The sequence below is a fragment of the Halovulum sp. GXIMD14793 genome, from assembly GCF_054457435.1.
The window spans coordinates 57,471-74,175 of sequence record NZ_JBTLNE010000011.1; the positions used below are offsets into that span (position 1 = coordinate 57,471).

At 58.8% G+C, this 16,705-nt stretch carries 22 protein-coding genes and 2 tRNA genes; 13 read left to right on the forward strand and 11 right to left on the reverse strand.

Annotated features, from left to right (window positions below; all coding sequences use genetic code 11):
• Positions 1 to 81: 81 nt before the first annotated feature.
• Positions 82 to 158 (reverse strand) — tRNA-Pro (locus ACW9UQ_RS04545).
• Positions 149 to 910: an endonuclease/exonuclease/phosphatase family protein gene (locus ACW9UQ_RS04550; protein WP_458929814.1), complete on the reverse strand. Its 762-nt coding sequence runs from the start codon at positions 908 to 910 to the stop codon at positions 149 to 151. Before ACW9UQ_RS04550 ends, ACW9UQ_RS04545 begins: the two co-directional genes overlap by 10 nt.
• Positions 911 to 994: 84 nt before the next feature.
• Here ACW9UQ_RS04550 and ACW9UQ_RS04555 point away from each other — a divergent pair, with 84 nt between their 5' ends.
• Together ACW9UQ_RS04555 and ACW9UQ_RS04560 are read left to right on the forward strand one after the other, a co-directional pair.
• Positions 995 to 1,423 carry a hypothetical protein gene (locus tag ACW9UQ_RS04555; protein ID WP_458929815.1) on the forward strand — a complete coding sequence of 143 codons (429 nt, stop codon included), beginning with the start codon at positions 995 to 997 and terminating at the stop codon, positions 1,421 to 1,423.
• A 7-nt stretch (positions 1,424 to 1,430) separates the two neighbouring features.
• Positions 1,431 to 1,679: a hypothetical protein gene (locus ACW9UQ_RS04560; RefSeq protein ID WP_458929816.1), complete on the forward strand. Its 249-nt coding sequence runs from the start codon at positions 1,431 to 1,433 to the stop codon at positions 1,677 to 1,679.
• Positions 1,680 to 1,812: 133 nt separating this feature from the next.
• Here ACW9UQ_RS04560 and ACW9UQ_RS04565 read toward each other — a convergent pair whose 3' ends face one another.
• Positions 1,813 to 2,784, reverse strand: coding sequence for a DMT family transporter (locus ACW9UQ_RS04565; RefSeq protein ID WP_458929817.1), 972 nt, complete (start codon positions 2,782 to 2,784; stop codon positions 1,813 to 1,815).
• Complete coding sequence (leuB, locus tag ACW9UQ_RS04570) at positions 2,781 to 3,887, reverse strand: 3-isopropylmalate dehydrogenase (RefSeq protein ID WP_458929818.1); 1,107 nt, start codon at positions 3,885 to 3,887, stop codon at positions 2,781 to 2,783. Before leuB ends, ACW9UQ_RS04565 begins: the two co-directional genes overlap by 4 nt.
• A 169-nt stretch (positions 3,888 to 4,056) precedes the next feature.
• On the opposite strand from leuB, the gene ACW9UQ_RS04575 reads away from it, so the two are divergent.
• The 3 genes from ACW9UQ_RS04575 to ACW9UQ_RS04585 all read left to right on the forward strand — a co-directional run bounded on the left by ACW9UQ_RS04575 (position 4,057) and on the right by ACW9UQ_RS04585 (position 6,229).
• The gene (locus ACW9UQ_RS04575) at positions 4,057 to 4,551 is read left to right on the forward strand and encodes an Lrp/AsnC family transcriptional regulator (protein ID WP_458929819.1); all 495 of its coding nucleotides are present in this window, start codon (positions 4,057 to 4,059) and stop codon (positions 4,549 to 4,551) included.
• 234 nt (positions 4,552 to 4,785) lie between these two features.
• Positions 4,786 to 5,364 carry a bifunctional DNA primase/polymerase gene (locus tag ACW9UQ_RS04580; RefSeq protein ID WP_458929820.1) on the forward strand — a complete coding sequence of 193 codons (579 nt, stop codon included), beginning with the start codon at positions 4,786 to 4,788 and terminating at the stop codon, positions 5,362 to 5,364.
• Positions 5,357 to 6,229: a bifunctional DNA primase/polymerase gene (locus ACW9UQ_RS04585; RefSeq protein WP_458929821.1), complete on the forward strand. Its 873-nt coding sequence runs from the start codon at positions 5,357 to 5,359 to the stop codon at positions 6,227 to 6,229. The genes ACW9UQ_RS04580 and ACW9UQ_RS04585 overlap by 8 nt, the downstream gene beginning before the upstream one ends.
• A gap of 124 nt (positions 6,230 to 6,353) precedes the next feature.
• Here the strand turns inward: ACW9UQ_RS04585 and ACW9UQ_RS04590 are convergent, their stop codons facing one another.
• The 4 genes from ACW9UQ_RS04590 to lgt form a co-directional block, all read right to left on the reverse strand.
• A complete protein-coding gene (locus ACW9UQ_RS04590; RefSeq protein WP_458929822.1) occupies positions 6,354 to 6,929 on the reverse strand; it encodes an ATP-dependent Clp protease proteolytic subunit in 576 nt (191 codons plus the stop codon).
• Between the two features lie 90 nt (positions 6,930 to 7,019).
• A complete protein-coding gene (gene pgeF / locus ACW9UQ_RS04595; protein ID WP_458929823.1) occupies positions 7,020 to 7,778 on the reverse strand; it encodes a peptidoglycan editing factor PgeF in 759 nt (252 codons plus the stop codon).
• Entirely contained in the window at positions 7,778 to 8,824 is a 1,047-nt protein-coding gene (locus ACW9UQ_RS04600; RefSeq protein WP_458929824.1) for a class I SAM-dependent methyltransferase, read from the reverse strand. Before ACW9UQ_RS04600 ends, pgeF begins: the two co-directional genes overlap by 1 nt.
• Entirely contained in the window at positions 8,824 to 9,717 is an 894-nt protein-coding gene (gene lgt, locus ACW9UQ_RS04605; RefSeq protein WP_458929837.1) for a prolipoprotein diacylglyceryl transferase, read from the reverse strand. Before lgt ends, ACW9UQ_RS04600 begins: the two co-directional genes overlap by 1 nt.
• A 115-nt stretch (positions 9,718 to 9,832) precedes the next feature.
• Between lgt and ACW9UQ_RS04610 the strand changes: the two genes are divergently transcribed.
• The 4 genes from ACW9UQ_RS04610 to ACW9UQ_RS04625 all read left to right on the forward strand — a co-directional run bounded on the left by ACW9UQ_RS04610 (position 9,833) and on the right by ACW9UQ_RS04625 (position 11,693).
• Positions 9,833 to 10,072: an accessory factor UbiK family protein gene (locus tag ACW9UQ_RS04610; protein ID WP_458929825.1), complete on the forward strand. Its 240-nt coding sequence runs from the start codon at positions 9,833 to 9,835 to the stop codon at positions 10,070 to 10,072.
• A 269-nt stretch (positions 10,073 to 10,341) separates the two neighbouring features.
• Positions 10,342 to 10,845 carry a type III secretion system chaperone family protein gene (locus ACW9UQ_RS04615; protein WP_458929826.1) on the forward strand — a complete coding sequence of 168 codons (504 nt, stop codon included), beginning with the start codon at positions 10,342 to 10,344 and terminating at the stop codon, positions 10,843 to 10,845.
• A gap of 51 nt (positions 10,846 to 10,896) precedes the next feature.
• Positions 10,897 to 11,355, forward strand: coding sequence for a TIGR01841 family phasin (gene phaP, locus ACW9UQ_RS04620; protein ID WP_458929827.1), 459 nt, complete (start codon positions 10,897 to 10,899; stop codon positions 11,353 to 11,355).
• On the forward strand, positions 11,355 to 11,693 hold the full coding sequence (locus ACW9UQ_RS04625) for a tRNA-binding protein (protein ID WP_458929828.1): 339 nt from the start codon (positions 11,355 to 11,357) through the stop codon (positions 11,691 to 11,693). The genes phaP and ACW9UQ_RS04625 overlap by 1 nt, the downstream gene beginning before the upstream one ends.
• A 120-nt stretch (positions 11,694 to 11,813) precedes the next feature.
• On the opposite strand, the gene ACW9UQ_RS04630 is transcribed toward ACW9UQ_RS04625, so the two are convergent.
• Entirely contained in the window at positions 11,814 to 12,407 is a 594-nt protein-coding gene (locus ACW9UQ_RS04630) for a thymidine kinase (protein WP_458929829.1), read from the reverse strand.
• 110 nt (positions 12,408 to 12,517) lie between these two features.
• On the opposite strand from ACW9UQ_RS04630, the gene ACW9UQ_RS04635 reads away from it, so the two are divergent.
• Positions 12,518 to 12,976, forward strand: coding sequence for a hypothetical protein (locus ACW9UQ_RS04635; RefSeq protein WP_458929830.1), 459 nt, complete (start codon positions 12,518 to 12,520; stop codon positions 12,974 to 12,976).
• A 378-nt stretch (positions 12,977 to 13,354) separates the two neighbouring features.
• Here the strand turns inward: ACW9UQ_RS04635 and ACW9UQ_RS04640 are convergent, their stop codons facing one another.
• A complete protein-coding gene (locus ACW9UQ_RS04640) occupies positions 13,355 to 13,810 on the reverse strand; it encodes a hypothetical protein (RefSeq protein WP_458929831.1) in 456 nt (151 codons plus the stop codon).
• Between the two features lie 104 nt (positions 13,811 to 13,914).
• On the opposite strand from ACW9UQ_RS04640, the gene ACW9UQ_RS04645 reads away from it, so the two are divergent.
• Positions 13,915 to 15,168, forward strand: a complete 1,254-nt coding sequence (locus ACW9UQ_RS04645; protein WP_458929832.1) for a DNA polymerase IV — start codon at positions 13,915 to 13,917, stop codon at positions 15,166 to 15,168.
• Between the two features lie 23 nt (positions 15,169 to 15,191).
• On the opposite strand, the gene ACW9UQ_RS04650 is transcribed toward ACW9UQ_RS04645, so the two are convergent.
• Entirely contained in the window at positions 15,192 to 16,025 is an 834-nt protein-coding gene (locus tag ACW9UQ_RS04650) for an N-formylglutamate amidohydrolase (RefSeq protein WP_458929833.1), read from the reverse strand.
• A gap of 156 nt (positions 16,026 to 16,181) precedes the next feature.
• Here ACW9UQ_RS04650 and ACW9UQ_RS04655 point away from each other — a divergent pair.
• Both ACW9UQ_RS04655 and ykgO read left to right on the forward strand, forming a co-directional pair.
• Positions 16,182 to 16,256: transfer RNA gene (locus tag ACW9UQ_RS04655), tRNA-Val, on the forward strand.
• A gap of 59 nt (positions 16,257 to 16,315) precedes the next feature.
• The gene (gene ykgO, locus ACW9UQ_RS04660) at positions 16,316 to 16,441 is read left to right on the forward strand and encodes a type B 50S ribosomal protein L36 (RefSeq protein ID WP_005850168.1); all 126 of its coding nucleotides are present in this window, start codon (positions 16,316 to 16,318) and stop codon (positions 16,439 to 16,441) included.
• The last annotated feature ends 264 nt before the right edge of the window (positions 16,442 to 16,705 follow it).

A 16,705-nucleotide genomic window follows, 5' to 3' on the forward strand; every position in this document is an offset into this window, starting at 1 on the left:
GGATCTGCCAATCGCTGCACCGACCACGAAGGGCCGCTTCAGCAAAGCGTCAAATACTACTGAAACCAACATGGCTGAGATTGGTCGGAGTGAGAGGATTCGAACCTCCGACCCCCTGCTCCCGAAGCAGGTGCGCTACCAGGCTGCGCTACACTCCGACCGTGGGCGGAGCATCTACGCCTGTTTTTTCACCGTTGCAAGCCCCGCAAAGCCGGATATCTGCCCATATTGGCAGGTGATCAGAGGCGCGGCGGGCATGGCCATCGCGGCAGACAGCGGATCGCAAAACATCGACACCAGCGCTTGTCGCAATGCGGTCAAGCGCGGCCAGCGGGCGGGCAGCGTGAAAGCTGCGGCCCGGGGCATGGACGTTGAAACGGTGCAGCGCATCCAGCCCTTTTGTGCCGGACCATTCATTGAAGTCACCCGCTATCAGCGCCGGCACTCCATCTGGCAGCCGGTCACAAATGGCTTGCAATTGTCCCTGCCGATGGCGTCGCGTCAGACCCAGATGTACCGCCACGACAATCACCGGATGCGCCTGAAGGCGCAGATGCGCTATGACAGCCCCGCGTGGTTCCAGCCCAGGCAGGACCAGTGTTTCGATCCCGGTCACTTCAATGCCGGGCCGGACAAGAATGGTATTTCCGTGCCATCCGAGGCTGACGTCGTTTTGCGACACGTGAAGGGCCGTCAGGCCGGTCTTTTGCTGGATCTGTTGGCGGCACAAGGTTGCCGGGCGCGCGCCAAGGCGCCGGTCGGCCTCTTGCAGCACAACGATATCCGAATTCAGATCAGCAATGACCTGCAAGATCCTGTCAGGCCGCCGACGCCGATCCAGGCCGACGCATTTGCGGATGTTGTAAGACGCCAACCGAAAGGTCGTCTGCGGATGAAATGAACCGTTCATTGGTCCAATATGGGACATATCCCGCAAATGTGAATGCTTGCCGCCATTGAACGGACAACCTAGATTCACCTGAAAAGGTGTAAAATGCGTATTCTGGACAGAAGCTGGATCGTCAATGTGATCCGCGCCGTGCTGGTGATCGAGGCTGGGATATCCTTGTTCTCGGGCCGTGGGCTCAGCTTTTTTGTTGCGCTGGCGACGCTGGCTATCACATTTGCCCCGGCTGTCTTCGCCAAAAGGTTTCAGATCGAACTGCCAACGATCTTTGTTGTCTGGATCGTCATCTTTATCTTTTCCACGTTGTTTCTGGGCGAGGTCTTTGATTTCTACAACCGTTTCTGGTGGTGGGATGTGGTGCTGCATGGCGGATCAGCGCTGGGGCTGGGGCTGTTCGGCTTTTTGTTCATTTTCATGCTGTTTCAGGGGGATCGCTTTCTAGCACCCCCCCTTTGCCGTTGCTTTTCTGGCCTTCTGTCTGGCGGTAACAATCGGCGCAATCTGGGAGATTTTTGAGTTCGCAATGGACCAACTGTTCGGCCTGAACATGCAAAAGTCCGGGTTGGTCGACACGATGCAGGATCTGATCGTGGACACCATCGGCGCGAGTATCGGGGCCTTTGGCGGGTATCTTTACCTAAAAGGGAGTCGCGGTGGCAGACTGACCAAAATGATCGAAGAGTTCATCCAGATGAACCAAAAGTTCTACCGACGCATCCGCAAGGGGCCTGCCCCCAAGGGAAAAACACCTCCCGATAACAAGGGAGACTAAAGCGTTTCGGGATAAACCTGAGACACAAGCTTATCCCGAAACGCGGTGATAAGCCTATAGGGTGTACGCGTTTATGTGATGTCTCAAGGTAAACTCGAAACGCTTTAGGAGCACACGGCATTTGCATGCCGCATCAATGCTCGCCTGATCTGTTGCGACGCACCAGAAGCGCGGTGCGTGGGGTGGTGCCGGTTTCCTGGCGCAGGTGGAAGGCGCGCAAGACAGGGCGCAGCGGGGAAATCCCGATCCGAGCCTCGCGCAGCAACACATAGACGCCAGAGCCGATGATGATAGCCGCGCCGATGATGGTGTTAGCCGAGGGGCTTTCTTTGAAGAACAAGGCGCCAAACAACGTGGCCCACAGGATTTGCGAGTATTGCATTGGCGCGACCAGCACTGCCTCGGTCTCGCGGTAGGCATAGATCACCAGATATGTGGCCAATGTGGCCATCAGGGCGATCAGCGCGCTGGCACCAAGGTCTTCAATCGGCATAGGCACGTAAACAAAAGGCAGGATCGCACCCATGATGAAGAAATTCGCTACCATCGGGTACAGCATCAGCACAACAGGACGCTCCTCGGACCCGATCTTGCGCACGATAATAGAGGCCAACGCACTGCCAAATGCGGCCATCAGGGCGGCGGCATGGCCCAGTTTCAACTCTGTCTGGCCAGGTTGCAGAACGACAATAACCCCGGCCAGCCCGACCAGCACGGCCATCCAGCGGCGCAGCCGGACCCGTTCACCCAGCAATGGGACGGACAGAATGGTGATGATCAACGGTGTAGCAAAAAGAATCGCATAGGTTTCCGCCAGCGGCAGCACGGAAAACGCATAGAACACCGAGGCCGCCGTCATCACAATCGCAAGCGTCCGGATCAGATTCCACCAAAGGTGGCGCGGGATCAGCGATGCCTCTGTCCTGTCCTGAAGCAGCGCGACAAGGACGGTCGGAAACCCGAACAGGACAGAGAAAAAGACGATCTGAAAGGCGGAATACGTCCCGCCCAGATACTTTACCAGCACGTCATGCGTGGCAAAAATCGCAAAGGCGCCAAGGCCGGCGGCAATGCCGCGCAGCGGGCTTGACGCCGGGCCGCTCAAAGGCTGTCGTCCAGGGCTTGCACGACCGCATCGCCCATTGCCTGGGTGCTGACCGGGGTGCCATCCTCTGGCCCCATCAGGTCGGCAGTGCGCAGGCCATCGGCCAGCACTTTCTCAACCGCCTGTTCAACGCGGGTCGCATCCTCACCCATGTCGAAGGAATAGCGCAGCGCCATCGCAAAGCTAAGGATACAGGCAATCGGGTTTGCCTTGCCCTGCCCTGCGATATCGGGGGCAGAGCCATGAACCGGTTCATACAGCGCCTTGGGCCGGCCATTGGCCATCGGCGCGCCCAGACTGGCCGAGGGCAGCATGCCAAGGCTGCCGGTCAGCATGGCTGCGGCATCGGACAGAAGATCGCCAAACAGGTTATCGGTGACGATCACGTCGAACTGCTTGGGCCAGCGACACAGCTGCATCGCCCCGGCATCGGCATACATATGGCTCAGCTCAACATCCGGGTATTCGGCCTTGTGAACCTCATTCACCACATCACGCCACAGAACACCGGATTCCATGACATTGGCCTTTTCCATCGAACAGACCTTGTTGCCGCGCCGCTTGGCCAGTTCAAAGGCAGAGCGGGCGACGCGGGCGATCTCGCTTTCGGTGTAACGCTGGGTGTTGATGCCGATACGTTCGTTGCCCTCGGTGATGATGCCGCGCGGCTCGCCGAAATAGATGCCCGAGGTCAGCTCGCGCACGATCATGATATCAAGGCCCGCAACCACATCGCGTTTCAGCGAGGAAAAATCCGCCAGTGCATCAAAGCACTGCGCCGGGCGCAAGTTAGCGTAAAGGTCCATTTCCTTGCGCAGACGCAACAGGCCGCGCTCTGGTTTCACGCTGAAATCCAGATCATCATATTGTGGTCCGCCGACCGCGCCCAGCAGGACGGCGTCAACCTCTTGCGCCTTTTCCATAGTGTCGTCATGCAGCGGCGTGCCGTGCGTGTCATAGGCACAGCCGCCAACCAGATCTTCGGACACATCAAAGGCAACGCCGCGCGCCTTGCCCATCCAGCCGATGATCTTGCGCACCTCGGCCATGACCTCGGGGCCGATACCGTCACCGGGCAGGATCAGAAGGGATGGGTTGGTCATGGCAGCACTCTCCGACAGATAGGGGTTCTAAAATCGCGTAACGGCTCCGCCCGAGGCCGTCAATGGCGTGTCCCTTGCAAAAGCTTTTTGATTCTTGCTCAAACATGAAATAATGTTTCGGACGGACAGCATTTCTGACAACTAACACAAAATAGCAGGCCAGACATTCATGCCCAGCATCAAGCTAGACCCGATTGACCGCAAGATCCTGGCCGAATTGCAGGCCGACGGGCGAATGACCAATGTGGAATTGTCCAAACGCGTCGGTATCTCTGCCCCGCCCTGTCTGCGCCGGGTGCGTGCGCTGGAGGAAAGCGGCCTTATCCGTGGCTATCACGCTGACATAGACGCCCGCGAATTGGGCTTTGAGGTGCAGGTCTTTGCCATGGTCAGCCTGCGCAGTCAGGCCGAGGCCGACCTGTCTACCTTTGAAGCGCTGGCGCAGGGCTGGTCGCTGGTCCGCGAATGCCACATGCTGAACGGCGAAATCGACTTCGTGCTCAAATGCTGCGCCCCGGATCTGTCGACGTTTCAGCGTTTTCTGACCGAGGACCTGACAGCCGCGGAAAACGTGGCAAGCGTCAAAACCTCATTGGTTATCCGGTGCGGTAAAGATGAGCCTGGTGTGCCTTTTGATATAGTAGAAGCACGCATCGAAGACTGAAATCGGAAATATTTCAGATTTAAAGTGAACAAAAGTCACATCTAGAACGTCTTAGATGTGAAACTCTCACACTACTCAGCCTGATCCAAAACAAGACGGGCCTTCATCGGGGGACTTTAACAAGTGAGTGATCTGAAGATGAGACCTATACATGAACTTGGCAGGAGTTTTTTGAAGGCGGGACTTATTCCAATTCCGCTTTGCAAAAACAGCAAGCAGATAAGCTATCGCACAATGGGTCTGCGGCCCTATCATACATTCGCGGCCCGCAAGCGGTTCAAGGACGTCGCATTTCAGAGCTTGGCATTTCATCTGGCACTACAACCGCCCTGCCTGGACGACATTGATCGCTGGCTGGCCAATCATGATGGAAATTTGGGGATCGTCGCGGGGTTTGGCGGCCTGATCATATTGGACTTCGACGACAAGGCCTCTTTCCATAAATGGTTAGCGGCGAACACGCATTTGGCTGACACACCGGTAGAAGAGACCAAATGCGGCTACCATGTTTACCTGAGATGCCAACGCCCGATTGGATGTTCGACCCTTTACATGGGGAAATCGAAGGTTGGACACGTAAAGGGGTTTGGCGGATATGTAGCCTGTGCGCCGTCGCATCTGGGCGGATCACAGGTGTATCACTGGCTAGACGGTCATTCGCCTTTGCAGGTTGACCCAGCCCGGATATCGGGGCTTAAGGCCATCGGTCTTGAGGCCCGCAGCCCCCTTCGTCGCGCTTACGAATGGCTATTCTCCCGCGGGACCTACGATCCGCATGAGGGCCTGACACTGGCGGAGCTTGGCGATGCTTGATGGCTCCAACAGGATTGAAACGCCAGACGTAGAAAATCAGGCGTTTTTTGCTACCTATGCGCCGATGGCACAGGCAAATGGCTACAGCGTGATCGGCCTGCAGCCTGGCAGCAAAACCCCGCTTTTGCATACGCCTTGGCAGAATTTCTGCTGGAACCGCTCTGACATGTCCGAGATTGAGTGGATTGCGCAAAGCAACCCAAATGCCGGTGTTGGGCTGGCTTGCGGCAGCCACACCATGGCTTTCGATATTGATGTCGCGGATGAGGATGCGGCGCAGACTGTTCGCGAAATGGTTGAAGATATTTGCGGCCCGACCCCGCTGATCCGCGTTGGGCAGGCACCAAAGCTGGCGATGATTTACCGCTCTGCCAGCCCGATTATCCCGATCCGTCTGCCGATCTTCGACATTCTGGGTATGGGCTGCCAGTTGGTCGGTTATGGTCAACATCCTAAAACCGGCGGCACGTATAACTGGATCGGCGAGGGCGCGCCCCACCTGACACAGCTGAAAACCGTGCCGACCGTATCGCAAGAGCAATGTATCGCTGTGTCTGAGGCCTATATGCGGGCGCTTTTTGGCCAGCGCTTTCAGCGAATTATCTTCGATATTGATATGGAACTGGCCAGCATCGCGCTATCGTCGCGTTCGACTTTGTTTAAGCAACTGGCAACCTGTTTATTTCGGGGCAAAGCTGCGGCGCAGACCAAAATCCGCAATAAAATCCGGCGGCAAGAACTGCGCGCAGGTCTTTGGGGCTGCGTCATGAGGGCCGAGATCGAGGGCTGCGACGATAACGGAGATCTCTGCCGTCAGATGAGTGCACCGCAAATCATCGAAATTCTGTCACATGCAAAGCGATAGTCAAAGCTGTGAAATGACCGCGCCTATAGAGGCTCGTGAAATACCTAGGATATCGGACACCATCTAACTCGGTGAAACCTCTGATTTCAGGCCGCGTTAGATGACCCAGGTTTTATATGACGTTCTAAAGCTCCGCTTCAGTGGTGATGACCTTTGATAGAATGCCGTATTCGACGGCCTCCTCCGTGGTCAGCCACTTGTCGCGCTCAATATCTTCGCGGACTTTTTCGATGGCTGTGCCGGTCGCATCGGCAATGGTCTTGGCCAGACGCTCGCGCATGCGTTCGATCTGTTCGGCCTGAATGGCGATGTCGGTGACCTTGCCGCCAACCCCGCCTGACGGCTGATGGATCAAAAAGCGGGTGTTTGGCAGGCAGTAGCGATTGGCCTTGTTGGCGGCCAGAAAGATATGCGTGCCAGCACTGGCCACCCAGCCGGTCCCGATAACTTTCACCACCGGGTTTATGAACTTGATAATATCGTGGATCGTATCGCCCGCCTCGACATGGCCACCCTGAGAGTTGATGAACAGGGTAATGTCGTCATCGCTGTCCTCAGCCAGGGCCAGCAATTCTGCGGTCACACGTTTGGCCATTTTCTGGTTGATCTCTTCGCAGATCAAAACCTTGCGGGCCTTCATCAGCGCCTTGGCGATATCCGGGCCGGTTGCCTGTGCCTTGTCGTCTTTGTCGTCGCTCATCTGATCTCTCCTTGCTCGGGCCGGTCCCATCTAGCGCTCAATTGCTGACAAGACCTTATCTGTGATTGCAGGGGGCGGTTGCAAGGGCGATCAGGCCGAAAGCCGAATGACCGAGATCAGACGGCCATAATCGCTTTCGCCTGCATGGGTCGTGCGGCGGTAGGAATAGAACCGCGCCGCATCGGAATAGGTGCATTGCTGCACCCAATCCGCATCGGCGATACCAGCGCTGCGCAGCCGATGCAGCACCAGCCCCGGCAGGTCGAACAGCATTCGGTCGTTTTGACCATTGATGAAGAAACGGGTGAAATCCCGGTCTTCATCCAGAAACGCCTCAAAAAATTCCGGGCCGACCTCATAGGCTTTCTGGCTGATGGTTGGTCCCACCACGGCAACGATACGATCCCGCACAGCGCCCAGGTCCACCATGGCCGAGATCGTGTTTTCCAGCACACCATCCAACGTCCCACGCCAGCCAGAATGCGCTGCGCCAATCACGCCAGCACCAGCATCCGCAAACAGCACCGGCGCGCAATCAGCGGTCAGGATACCTAATGCCAGCCCCGGCTGATCAGTCACAATAGCATCGGCCCGCGGGCGGTCACCACCCGGCTGTGCCACAACTACATCCGGCGAGTGATGCTGACGCAGGGACAGCAAGGCATCCTCAGCCACGCCCATATCCGCTGCAACGCGCGCGCGGTTCGTGGCCACGATGTCCTGCTGATCACCGGAACCGGGTCCGCAATTCAGCCCGGCATAAATGCCCGAGGACGCGCCTCCTTTGCGGGTATAAAACCCGTGCGGCGTTCCTTTCAGCAAAGGCGAGGTCAACGCTTCCAGCGACATCAGGCAAATCCGGGTGGTTCAGGGGCAACCTCTGGCGTCAGCGCCAGCACTTTGAACAGCTTCCCCATTTCATCGGGATGCGTCAACCGTCGATGCTGTGCCGCGATACTTTCAAAATCCCCGGTCGTTGCCAGCCGTTCGGCCCGGGCAGTGATGCCAAGCCGTTCCAGAAAGGCACCTTGGGTTGCAAAGCTGTGACGCAGACCCGTTGCCTGAGCGGCCAATGGCGCAAATCGGACATGCGTGGTCAGGTCGGCCTGTCCGGGCTCGTCCAGTGGGTCTGCAAAAGCATGCTGTGACATGGCCTGCAGCGTGTCGCCGGTGCCGTCCCAGTCCCCATAATCCACCATCAGCGCCGCGCCGCCATGATCTGCGATGCGCTCTGCCAGATCAGCGACAACCGCTTCACCAGCCGGGGCCCACTCCACCAGTGTCTGGTCGGGCACGGCCGCAAACTGCGCCTCCAGATCAGGCACCGCCATCGCAGGGGATAGGCCAAAGCCCAACGCATCTCCCTCGATCCCGACCCGGCGTTCGCGCCATTTGCCCTGATCCCGGACAAACTGGCGGATTGGCAGCGCATCCAGAAATTCGTTGGCCACAGCGAATACAGGTCTGCCGCTTGGGATATCGGCAACCTGATCCGCCCAACGGACCGCGTGCCCGCCTAGTGCCTGCCGCTGCACATCGCGCAGCTTGGCCCCGGCCTCGACCAGCCAAACCTCGGCTGCATCCCTAAACCCGGGCACCTGACCTGCAACCCGCAGGATATCGACCATCAGCGTCCCACGGCCCGGGCCCAGTTCAGCCAGCACAAACACAGGACGGCCCTGATCTTGCCAGACATGCGCCAGCCATAGGCCGATCATTTCGCCGAACATCTGGCTGACCTCGGGCGCAGTGGTGAAATCCCCTTCCGCCCCCAACGGATCGCGATTGATATAATACCCGTGCTGCGGATGCGTCAGACATAACGCCATGTAATCCGCGACACTGATCGGCCCGGTCTGAGCAATCTGCGCCCGGATGATCGCCTGAAGCGGCATCAGCTTCTGCGCCGGACCGCCAGCAGGATCACCAGGCCAAGCGCCACCATCGGCAGCGACAGCAACTGGCCCATGGTCAGGCCCCAGGCTTCGGGTCCGGTGCCAAAATGCAGGTAATGGCCAAAAGGATTGCCGTCGGTCACAAACTGGCTGTCCCCCTGACGGAAGCCTTCCGCCAATGTACGCGCCAGTCCATAGCCCAAGAGAAACACACCGATTGTCCGCCCTGGATATTTCAGCCACCCCAGCCGCCAGACACCATAGCTGAGCACCAGGAACAGCAGCAGCCCTTCCAGCCCTGCCTGATACAATTGCGACGGATGGCGCGCGCAAATCTCGCCAAATTGCACGGGACAGACCTGCGCCTCGGGCGAAGGGAAGATCATGCCCCAGGACGCCGTGGTCGGGCGGCCCCACAACTCTCCATTGATAAAATTCGCCAGACGTCCCAGCATCAGACCAACCGGTGTTGCAACGGCAACGACATCACCCAGGCGGACCATGTTGACCTTGTTCACCAGCGAGAACCCGACAATTCCAAGCACCACGCCCAGAAATCCGCCATGGAAGGACATGCCGCCATTCCATACGGCGATCAGCTCCATGGGTGTCTCAAGCAGGTCGCGCCTGTAAAACAGAACATAGCCGATCCGGCCCCCAAGGATCACGCCGACGACCATCCAGGTCAGCAGGCTTTCGACCCTGGTCGCATCCATCGGCGCACCGCCCTTGCCCCAAAGCTTGGGCCGACGCAGGATGCGGGCCACATACCAGGCTGCAAACAGAAGCCCAGCGATATAGGCCAGCGCATACCAGCGCAGGGCAAATTCGCGCCCGAACAATTCTATCGTGAAGAGGGCCGGATCAATCTCGGGGAAGGTCAGGGCGTAAATCATGCGGTATCCTTGATACTCTGCCGCTTTGTTCACCGCTGGGCCGGGCAAAGTCAACCGGTTGGCAAATCAGGGCTCAGACCCCATATAGAGGCTAACGGACGGAGACAATCACATGCAGACCCGCAACAAGATCATGGATGACATCTCGCAACTGATGACCAACGCCATGGGCGTGGCGCAGGGCGCAAAGGACGAAGCAGAAACCGCGATGAAAAGCTGGATCGACCGCTGGATGGCCGACCGCGATTTCGTGACCCGCGAGGAGTTTGATGCTGTCCGCGCCATGGCCCAAAAGGCCCGTGAGGAGAACGAGGCGCTCAAAGCCCGGATTGAAAAGCTGGAAGCGAAGTAATCCCGCCCTCTCGGAATTGCGCCGATTTATGTCTGGTCCGGATCGCTTAGACGGGCCGGGTATTCATAAGTTCAGCCCGTGCTACCAAGCTACATCGGCACGCCTGTCACTGAATGTCACAGCAGCGTCACCAAATTTGTCTTTACAAGCGCCCCGCTTTGGTCGCACCATATGTCGTAGGATGGCAGCAGACTATCCCAAGCGATATACAATCTCACAGCCCCTAGCGGGCGTTGCTCCGCCGGAGGCCACTATTGAGAGGCATAGGCATGAGCAGTGTCGAGCACGACTTCCTGAGCGAAGACCTTCACCCCATCGATATCGTTGAAAACCTGGCAGAGCATCACGCCTGGGATTTTGATCGGATCGCCGATGACCAGATCGCCATGGCGATTGAGGGCACCTGGCGGACCTATTCCCTGACGCTTGCCTGGTCGCCTTATGATGAGACACTGCGACTGATCTGCGCCTTTGATATGGATCCGCCAGAGGACCGCCTGCCTCACCTGTTTGACGCAATGGCGCAGGCCAATGATAAATGCTGGTGCGGAGCGTTTGTTCTGTGGCAGCAGCAGAAGATGATGGCCCTGCGATATGGGCTGAACCTGGCCGGAGGGGCCACCGCCTCGGCCACGCAGATCGGTCAGATGGTGCGCAATGCGGTCGCGGCCGCAGAACGGTTCTTCCCGGCTTTTCAGCTGGTCTGCTGGGGAGATGAAGAGGCAGATCAGGCGATGGATATCGCGATCACCGAAGCTTTCGGTCGCGCCTGAAACGCTTTAGGTTTCCCGGACAACCGGGAAACCACCACCAAGGACATCACCATGACCGACTTTTCCAAATTCGGCTTCGATCCCGAGGCCCTTCAATCGCTGTTCAAGCACGCCGACTTCACAAAAATGATGCAGGGCTACAGCCCTGCCGGGATTGATGCTGCCAAGCTGTGGGAGACCCAGCAAAAGAACCTGGAAGCCCTGATTGCGGCCAATCAGACCGCCGCCAGCGGCGTTCAGGCGGTGTTTGCCAAGCAAGTGGCGATGCTGGAAGAGGCCATGGTCGATGCCAGAGCACAGCTTTCCGCCCTCGACCAAACCGCGATGGACCCCAAACAGGCAACGGCCCAGACCGAGGCTGCGAAAGCCAGCTTTGAGCGCACGCTGGAGCGGATGGGTGATCTGGCTGAAACCGCGCAAGCCGCCAATGGCGAGGCGTTCGAGATCGTCGCGGAGCGGGTCAAAGCCGCAATGTCGGAACTGCGCGACGCGATGCGCAAAAAAACCTGATGGCCGAGATCAGCTTTGACGATTTTCTGAAGGTCGATATCCGGGTCGGGACTGTTTTGCGTGCAGAGGATTTTCCCGAGGCGCGCAAGCCTGCAATCAAACTTTGGATCGATTTCGGGCCAGAGATCGGTGAGAAAAAGACCTCGGCCCAGATCACCGCACATTACACGCCGGAGGGCCTGATCGGGCGGCAGGTGATGGCCGTGGTGAATTTTCCGCCGCGCCAGATCGGGCCATTCATGTCCGAGGTTCTGGTTCTGGGGGTTGCTGATGCGGATGGCGGCATCGTTTTGCTGGCTCCGGATCAGGTGGTCAGTCCGGGGCAGCGGATGCATTGAACCGGTCCCTTGCGGGACCGGTGCCTCCGGCGGGGATATTTTGGGAACAATGAAGGTTTGGGGTGTTTTGTTCGGTCGGCTATAGCGTCGCGCGTGATGTTTAAGGTATTTTGCGAAACGCTACGTTTCGGGCGGGCGGTCGCCAACCTCTTCGCGCCAGTGGCGGCGGCAAAGCGAGACATAGGTTTCGTTGCCGCCCACCTGGATCTGCGGACCCTCGGTCAGCGCTTTGCCGTCAGGGCCGCGGCGCACCACCATGGTTGCCTTGCGCCCGCAATGGCAGATCGTGCGCACCTCGCGCATTTCATCAGCAAGGGCCAGCAATGTGGCCGAGCCGGGAAACAGTTTGCCGCGGAAATCCACCCGCAGGCCGTAACACATGACGGGGACATTCAGATCGTCAACGGCGCGGGCCAGTTGCCAGACCTGATCTTCGGTCAGCCATTGCGCCTCGTCCAGCAGCACACAGGCGCAAGGCCCGGCCGCTAGGCGGTTACGGATCATCTCGAAAAGGTCTGCGCTGTCGTTAAAGGTATCCGCCTCGGCCCCGATGCCGATGCGCGATCCGATCCGGCCGGTCCCTGCCCGGTCATCAAAATCCGCGGTCAGCAGATAGGTCTGCATGCCGCGTTCATTGTAGTTGTGGGACGCCTGCAGAAGGATCGTGCTTTTGCCGGCGTTCATGGTCGAGTAGTTGAAGTAAAGCTTGGCCATACCCTTTCTGACCGCAGCGGGACACGAGGGTCAAGGGCACCGCATCATCAGGGGATGCAAAATCTGGCGCAATTGGGCATGATCAGCCGACGGCAACCGGGGATAAAGCGATGGGCGAGCGTGACCTGCAAGATTTTCTCAAAAAACATACCGAACAACTGGTCAAGGAGGTGGGCATAGAAGCCGCCTGCAAGCTGACCGGAAGGTCAAAGGCGACGCTGGGCCGCTACTATTCCACAGCACCGGAACATGCCGACCGTTTCATGCCCATTGATGTTGTTGCGCAGCTTGAGGCCGCAACAGATTTTCCGCATGTCACCAAAGCGCTGGCAGATTTGCGAATGATCGTGCTGAGCTATGACAGCAAAACCCGGGAACCGGCCTCTGCCGGGGTCAACACGGATGTCATCGCCTTGTCGCAGCGCTTTGCCCAGTTGATGGCGGAGTACAATCTGTCGATTGATGATGGGGTGATCTCGATCAACGAAGCCAAGCGGCTGTTGCAAGAAACCGTGCAGATCCAGCAGATCCTTATGGAAATGAAGCTGCATCTCGAAGCCGAGGCGTGAGGGACGTCCGAACGGGGGGTGAGGTTGTCGAACGTCCCTCCGGAGTGACCGGGATGTGCGGCATCCCGGCAACCCCTGGCCCCCCAATGATTAGCTGGGCGAGCCCTCCAAGCCGGGGTTCGGGTTGCGCGACCCCCGGCACCTGTGTTTGTGCCAGAAGCCGCGGGGTCTCAGAATGGGAAAAGCCGCGCGAACTTCCCCCTTAACCAAGGGGAAAGCCCGCGCGGAGGTGAGCCGGGCCGCCGCAGGCAGGCAAACGGTCCCGGCGGGGCATCTTATAGCGTCTCGCGAAGTACCTGAGACATCCTGTATCATCGGGCGCGTTGAAATCTATGATTTCAGGCAGCGTTGGATGAGTCTGGTCTTTCGCATGACGCTCTAATTTTTGTCGACATAGACGCAGGTGCCGCCGGAGTAGTTGTTCTCGTTCTTCTCCTTCACATGGCCTTCTGAATCCGCTTCGATCTTGAAACTGATCTGCATCACCTCGCCGGTGCCTTTGTAAGGCGGGCCGACTTCCTTCCAGACATTGTCGGGTATCCAGGCATTGACGACATGAGTGCCGCCTGCTGGCAGCGCCGGAACCGGGTAGGATTTCACCGTCTTGCCGCCGACCATCGGCCCGCAATAACCGGTCCCAGCGACGCCGCTGGACCCTGCACCGTAATAGGGCGCCGCCCGCAGGTCCGGCAGGGCGATCCGGGCGACCGTCGCATTCGGGGTGCGCATGACGCTGATCTGATTGCCGCCCTGGCGTGGCTTCGGGCCAGCAAATGAGGTTGAAGCGATGCTAAGTGCAAGCGCTGTTGTGAGAGCAGTACAAAGGCGTTGCATTTCCTATCTCCATCTGGTTGTGGACATAGGACGCGTGACGCAGCGCAGAGGTTCAATCGTATCTGCTCTCGCACTGCGTCGATGTTCACGGTATAGTCCTTGGTATGCAAACGCTTTGCCGCGACTGTCTGTCTCTTTCCGAAACACAAGGGCGCTGCCCGGCCTGCCGGTCGCCGCGCACCATTTCGCATGCAGAGCTGATGGATCTGACCATCGCCCATATGGATTGCGATGCGTTCTATGCCAGCGTGGAAAAGCGCGACAATCCGGAATTGCGCGACAAGCCTGTGATCATCGGCGGTGGCAAAAGGGGCGTTGTGTCGACCGCCTGCTACATCGCCCGGATCAAGGGCGTGCGCTCGGCCATGCCGATGTTCAAGGCCAGCGCCCTGTGCCCCGAGGCGGTCGTGGTCAAGCCGCGCATGGCCGCCTATGTCGAAGTATCGCGCCAGATTCGCGCGATGATGGAGGAGCTGACACCAGCCATCGAACCCCTCAGCCTGGATGAGGCATTTCTGGACCTGACCGGCACCACGCGCCTGCATAATGCTCCACCGGCGGTGCAATTGGCCCGGCTGACGAAGCGGATTGAAGAAGAGGTCGGCGTAACCATCTCGGTCGGGCTCAGCCATAACAAGTTTCTGGCAAAAGTCGCGTCCGACCTCGACAAACCGCGCGGCTTCTCCGTGATCGGAGCCGCCGAGACCGAGGCGTTTCTGGCCCCCAAGCCGGTCTCGATCATCTGGGGCGTTGGGCGCGCGTTTCGCGCCACATTGGAAAATGACGGCATTCGCACCATCGCTGATCTGAAACGACGCGACCGGAAGGACCTGATCACGCGCTATGGTCAGATGGGGGAGCGGCTGTGGCATCTGGCGCGCGGGCAGGACAGCCGCAGCGTCAAGGCGCAGTCGAAGATGAAGTCCATCTCAAACGAAACCACATTCTTCGAGGATACCTGCGACCCGGATCTTCTGGATGGGCATCTGTGGCGGCTGGCCGAGAAAGTTTCGGACCGGGCCAAGGCAAAGGAAATCGCAGGACGTGTCGTGACGCTCAAATTGAAGCGCGCAAATCACCAAAGCCTGACACGGCGCATCAGTCTGGCCGAACCGACGCAGATGGCCGGACTGATTTACGAGACCGCCCGCAGCTTGCTGGGGAATGCACTGGGTGAGGGGCCTTTCCGGCTGCTGGGGGTCGGGCTGGCCGAGCTTTGCCCTGCGGATCGGGCCGATCTGTCTGCCGATCTGCTGAACCCCGACGCCGCCCGCCGCGATGCCGCGGAGCGGGCCTCGGATGCCATCCGGGCGAAATTCGGCAGTGATGCAATCCGCAAGGGGCGGTCCTTGCGATAGGGCGTCATGCGCAAACTGGCCCGCTACTCTGCGGCAACAGCAGCCTGCCCCTCACCCAAGCGGACCAATTCTGCGACCACCCGGGTCAGACGCGCGGCAAGGTCAGTGAATTGCGGCAAGGGGCGCAGTGTGGCTTCGTCCATGTAAAGCGCCCGGTCGATCTCGATCTGCAACGCGTGGATCCCGCGCGAGGGCCGACCGTAATTCTGGGTGATGAACCCCCCTGCAAAAGGCGCATTGCGGGCAACGACAAACCCCTCTTCAACAAAGGCGGTCACCGCCGCATCGGAAATCCAGCGGGCGCAAGAAGCACCGAACCGGTCGCCCAGGATCACGTCCGGCCGCCGCCCCCGCACCAGCGGGGCCGACGCCAGCGCATCATGGGGCATGGAATGGCAATCGAACAGGATCGCCGTACCGAAACGCCCGGCCTGTTCATCAAGCAGGGTCCGCAACATGCCGTGGAACGGGCGATAGGCAAGGCGCAGGCGATCCTCGGCCTCCTGCCTGGAGATCTTGCCAAGCCGGATATGCCGCCCCTCGGACACCACGCGCGGGATCACACCCAGACCCGCGGCAACGCGGGCATTGGCAGATTTGCGCGTGACCTCCACGATCAGCGCAGGGTCCAGCTCATCCGCTGCGCGGTTAAGGTCGACATAGGCCCGTGGCAACAGGGCCGACAACAGGGGCGCACCGTGATCCGGAACAGCCGCGAACAGCCGATCCACAAAGGCATCTTCTGAAGACCGGATCGCCAAAGGGTCCAGCACAGCGCTATTCAAGAAGGCCTGCGGATAGGTCCGACCCGAATGGGGCGAACTGAACACCGCACAGGATGCAAGCCGTTCCGGCATCCGAAGATCAAACGCCTGCAAATCAGCACCTCGTATCTCTTGCCACAGATAACCTAGTGCAGTTTCCGGTTTGGCAAAAGGACTTGAACACCGCTGCCAAGATTTATATAGACACCGGACACGCGTAGGAGAGATTCTGCGCGTTACCGGTTTTCCGGGCGTATAGCTCAGCGGGAGAGCACTTCGTTGACATCGAAGGGGTCACTGGTTCAATCCCAGTTACGCCCACCATTTCCGCCCATTCGGGCACCAAACGACACGGCGCCAAGCGCCGCAGAAGGAGAAGGACCATGAAGGTCAGAAATTCGCTGCGTTCGCTGAAGAACCGGCATCGTGATTGCCGCGTAGTACGCCGCAAAGGTCGCGTCTACGTCATCAACAAAACCCAGCGCCGCTTCAAGGCCCGCCAGGGCTGATATTTGGCGTCTTTGGATTTGAAGGGCCGTGCCACTGGCGCGGCCCTTTTACTGTTTGTGAAGGCAGGTGCTGGGGTAATCCCCCCATTTTTAGAGGGGTGCATCAGTAGAATTTAAGCTGTTTTCGGCGACAAAGAGGATCGCATTAATCACGGTCAGGTTCGAAACCCGCACATTCCCGCGCTGAACCGGTAAGTAGGGGCAGATCAGCGCGTAGTGGCTTTCTGTTATCTCATTCATAACAGATACTTTGTACAAAACAGC

Excerpts from the sequence above, each read along its gene's own strand:
- ACW9UQ_RS04550 (WP_458929814.1), bottom strand. The coding sequence starts at position 910 with ATGAACGGTTCATTTCATCCGCAGACGACCTTTCGGTTGGCGTCTTAC.
- ACW9UQ_RS04555 (WP_458929815.1), top strand. The coding sequence starts at position 995 with ATGCGTATTCTGGACAGAAGCTGGATCGTCAATGTGATCCGCGCCGTG.
- ACW9UQ_RS04560 (WP_458929816.1), top strand. The coding sequence starts at position 1,431 with ATGGACCAACTGTTCGGCCTGAACATGCAAAAGTCCGGGTTGGTCGAC.
- leuB (WP_458929818.1), bottom strand. The coding sequence starts at position 3,887 with ATGACCAACCCATCCCTTCTGATCCTGCCCGGTGACGGTATCGGCCCC.
- ACW9UQ_RS04575 (WP_458929819.1), top strand. The coding sequence starts at position 4,057 with ATGCCCAGCATCAAGCTAGACCCGATTGACCGCAAGATCCTGGCCGAA.
- ACW9UQ_RS04580 (WP_458929820.1), top strand. The coding sequence starts at position 4,786 with ATGGGTCTGCGGCCCTATCATACATTCGCGGCCCGCAAGCGGTTCAAG.
- ACW9UQ_RS04585 (WP_458929821.1), top strand. The coding sequence starts at position 5,357 with ATGCTTGATGGCTCCAACAGGATTGAAACGCCAGACGTAGAAAATCAG.
- ACW9UQ_RS04590 (WP_458929822.1), bottom strand. The coding sequence starts at position 6,929 with ATGAGCGACGACAAAGACGACAAGGCACAGGCAACCGGCCCGGATATC.
- pgeF (WP_458929823.1), bottom strand. The coding sequence starts at position 7,778 with ATGTCGCTGGAAGCGTTGACCTCGCCTTTGCTGAAAGGAACGCCGCAC.
- ACW9UQ_RS04600 (WP_458929824.1), bottom strand. The coding sequence starts at position 8,824 with ATGCCGCTTCAGGCGATCATCCGGGCGCAGATTGCTCAGACCGGGCCG.
- ACW9UQ_RS04610 (WP_458929825.1), top strand. The coding sequence starts at position 9,833 with ATGCAGACCCGCAACAAGATCATGGATGACATCTCGCAACTGATGACC.
- ACW9UQ_RS04615 (WP_458929826.1), top strand. The coding sequence starts at position 10,342 with ATGAGCAGTGTCGAGCACGACTTCCTGAGCGAAGACCTTCACCCCATC.
- phaP (WP_458929827.1), top strand. The coding sequence starts at position 10,897 with ATGACCGACTTTTCCAAATTCGGCTTCGATCCCGAGGCCCTTCAATCG.
- ACW9UQ_RS04625 (WP_458929828.1), top strand. The coding sequence starts at position 11,355 with ATGGCCGAGATCAGCTTTGACGATTTTCTGAAGGTCGATATCCGGGTC.
- ACW9UQ_RS04630 (WP_458929829.1), bottom strand. The coding sequence starts at position 12,407 with ATGGCCAAGCTTTACTTCAACTACTCGACCATGAACGCCGGCAAAAGC.
- ACW9UQ_RS04635 (WP_458929830.1), top strand. The coding sequence starts at position 12,518 with ATGGGCGAGCGTGACCTGCAAGATTTTCTCAAAAAACATACCGAACAA.
- ACW9UQ_RS04640 (WP_458929831.1), bottom strand. The coding sequence starts at position 13,810 with ATGCAACGCCTTTGTACTGCTCTCACAACAGCGCTTGCACTTAGCATC.
- ACW9UQ_RS04645 (WP_458929832.1), top strand. The coding sequence starts at position 13,915 with ATGCAAACGCTTTGCCGCGACTGTCTGTCTCTTTCCGAAACACAAGGG.
- ACW9UQ_RS04650 (WP_458929833.1), bottom strand. The coding sequence starts at position 16,025 with ATGCCGGAACGGCTTGCATCCTGTGCGGTGTTCAGTTCGCCCCATTCG.
- ykgO (WP_005850168.1), top strand. The coding sequence starts at position 16,316 with ATGAAGGTCAGAAATTCGCTGCGTTCGCTGAAGAACCGGCATCGTGAT.